This is a genomic window from Actibacterium sp. D185-2 (assembly GCF_054954595.1).
Map to the genome: position 1 here is coordinate 1 of NZ_JBPWNX010000052.1, position 2,780 is coordinate 2,780.

Annotated in this window: 3 protein-coding genes; 2 read left to right on the forward strand and 1 reads right to left on the reverse strand. The window is 49.5% G+C overall.

Features of this window, described 5'->3' with window-relative positions; all coding sequences use genetic code 11:
- Positions 1–415 precede the first annotated feature (415 nt).
- The gene (locus ACSR1C_RS20460; protein ID WP_460260855.1) at positions 416–1,612 is read left to right on the forward strand and encodes a ParB N-terminal domain-containing protein; all 1,197 of its coding nucleotides are present in this window, start codon (positions 416–418) and stop codon (positions 1,610–1,612) included.
- Positions 1,613–1,623: 11 nt separating this feature from the next.
- Positions 1,624–2,466 (forward strand): hypothetical protein, encoded by an 843-nt coding sequence (locus ACSR1C_RS20465; RefSeq protein ID WP_460260854.1) that lies wholly within the window; start codon positions 1,624–1,626, stop codon positions 2,464–2,466.
- Positions 2,467–2,481: 15 nt separating this feature from the next.
- Here ACSR1C_RS20465 and ACSR1C_RS20470 read toward each other — a convergent pair whose 3' ends face one another.
- Positions 2,482–2,661: a hypothetical protein gene (locus ACSR1C_RS20470; protein ID WP_460260853.1), complete on the reverse strand. Its 180-nt coding sequence runs from the start codon at positions 2,659–2,661 to the stop codon at positions 2,482–2,484.
- Positions 2,662–2,780 lie beyond the last annotated feature (119 nt).

The following is a 2,780-nucleotide window of genomic DNA, read 5'->3' on the forward strand; positions in this document are numbered from 1 at the left end:
TCAGGCCGCTCGCAGCCCTTCAGAAGTTCGTCCAGCAGTTCTTTGGAAATCGTCATCGTCCTTGCTCCTCTCAGGAAGCATGGACCAAACCGAAGTTACACAGAAGATCGGACACTCTCATGGATTGGTAAAACTGATACATCAACAGCTGCAAGAATCTTGGGAATCCCAAGCGCTAGGGAGCAATATCTAGTCGACCGGCAAAAACGAGACCGCAAAAAGAAGCATTAGAACAACCGAGTTGAGAACACGATTACGATTGCTACACCTGCACGTGTGATTTATCATATGGATTATGCAGTTAAGAAATATTCCACTGAGTGATTTAAGCGTGAACCGTGCTAACGACAGGCACGGCGAACTAGAGAATGAGACCGCCGCCATCGCATGGTTATTCAACATGCGAGAAACGCATATGCGTAACCTTGCAAAAGATATTGTTGAACAGGGCACAATCTATGAGCCACCGCTTGTCTCTGCTGACAATGGTTCGTTCATCGTGTTTGACGGCAATCGGCGCGTGACTTGCCTTAAACTTCTGGCTGATCCTTCGCGAGCACCAACCACTCAGTTGCAAGCGTTCTTCGTCGAACTGAGGACACAGTGGTCAGGCCCGTTTCCTGACAAGATTACTTGCCACGTTGAGAACGATCGTGACAGGCTGGACAGCATACTCTTTCGTCGTCACACAGGTTCTCAGAACGGTGTTGGCCAGTCCACCTGGGATGATCGCATGAAGGACAACTTCGTTCTACGGACGGGTCAGGGCGGCGGCTTTAATGTTGCGGATGAGATAGAACAGCGGCTTTCAGCTGCCGGGATGTTACCGAAACGCCGCCAATTACCTCGCTCAACAATGAACCGACTGTTATCCGCCGAAGCGTTTAGAAACAGGCTCGGGTTTAGCGTTCGAAAGAAAAAATTTGAATACACGCACAATCAGGAAAAGGTGCTTTCTGCGCTAGCACGTGTCGCAGAGGATTTGGCCACCAGAAAAATCGTTTTGGGTGACCTCTGGGATGTTGACGGAAAAAGAACCTATCTGGATCAACTAGATAAGGAGGGTGTTCTTCCTACCGTTGCAGATGCGTTGACAAGCAGCGGCAAACCAACACCTCCTTCGCCCGGACCTAAACCTCCCCCAAAGCCAAAACCCGGTCCGCCTCCCAAGCCAACTTCTAGAACGACACTAATTCCTCAAAAAGAATTTGGTATTACTTGGCCGGGGCGTCTCCAGCGACACCACGAAATCTGGGAAGAGCTTCAATTCAGGCTGAACCTGAGTAACCACCGCAATGCGATATCTGTGTTGTTTCGTGTGCTCTTGGAGATATCGATTGAGAACTACGTATCTCGACAAGGCACATCGGTTCACCAAAACGATAAGTTGTCTTTGAAGGTCAAGAAAGTAAGCCAACATCTTTTTGACGATGGGAAAATTGACAAAAAGCAACTGGATGCAACAAAAAAATTTGGACAGATAGACCAACTGGTTTCCGCTGATACACTGAACCGCTATGTGCATTCGCCGGATTTCGCACCATCAGACAAGCACCTAACGGCCATGTGGGACAGCATGGCCGAGTTCATTGTGCGCTGCTTGGAAACCTAGGAAAACTTAGAATGCAACAATTTCAGACCAACATCGTTTTCCACTGCCCGTCATGCGGTCAGTCTTCCGGTATTGAAGTTCAGGTGCCCGAGCTGAACTTCATGAGTGACAAGATGTCCGAGCATGTGTCTGAGGGGGAAGTGTACATTTCATGCCCAAACTGCAAGGCGAATTTTGACGGCTATGCGTACTGTACCGGCCACGAATGCACCATTTCCATTGAAGAGCACGATCTAGAGATTCACGGCGATCCGCCCATGTACTCGCCAACTGATGACTACAATTGGGGTGAATATGACATCCCTGATGATCCTCACGGCATATTTTTATCCACCCATGATCAGATGTTGGAACTACTGGATATAGAATTCGTTCTGGCGCACGATGATCAGATAGTTGCCCGAATGATATTTGCGCAGCTCATTTCCGCGATGGAGGCGTATCTGGCTGACACACTCATGAGCCAAGTACTGGGAGATCCGAACAAAACCAAGGCATTGCTGGCGAAAGATACTGAACTCAACAAACAAAACTTCTCGCTAAAGGATATCGCAGGTGACGAAGGAATTGTGGAGCGCCACGTCCAAGGTTATCTACGCAGAATTTTGTATCACAATCTTGGTAAGGTTCAGTTTTTGTACGATGCCGCGTTAGGGGTCGAACTAAAAACTAGCAATGACGATTGGCAGCATCTACACAAGTCCGTTTTGCATAGGCACGACTGCGTTCACCGAAACGGCTTTGATAGCGAAGGCACCAAAAACACAGTCTTCAATAAAGACTATGTTCGTGAGACCGCAACAGTAGTGAAGCGTTTGGTGGACAAGGTGGACGGAGATTTATCTCCGTTCTGACGGCCTCTAAATACTTCAAGGCTTAGGGACTCGCAAAGCTAGCTCACGCTCTAGGTTATCCAATGAAGCCATTGCATTGCGGCGCTCTTCGCTGCCGCGCGGGGCGGCGGCCACGGCGTTGAATGCTTCGCGGAACAGGCCTTGCAGTTCCTCCAGGCTAAGTTTCTGTGCGTCATATCGTGTGATGAGTTTCATCGTAACCGGCCGGTTGCTACCGCGGCGATTGGGCCTTGATGCGGGCGACGAGATCGGCGTCATGGACGAAGTCGTCGAGGAACTCATGCCAAGTTTTGGGAGTTATGCGCGCGGCAGTG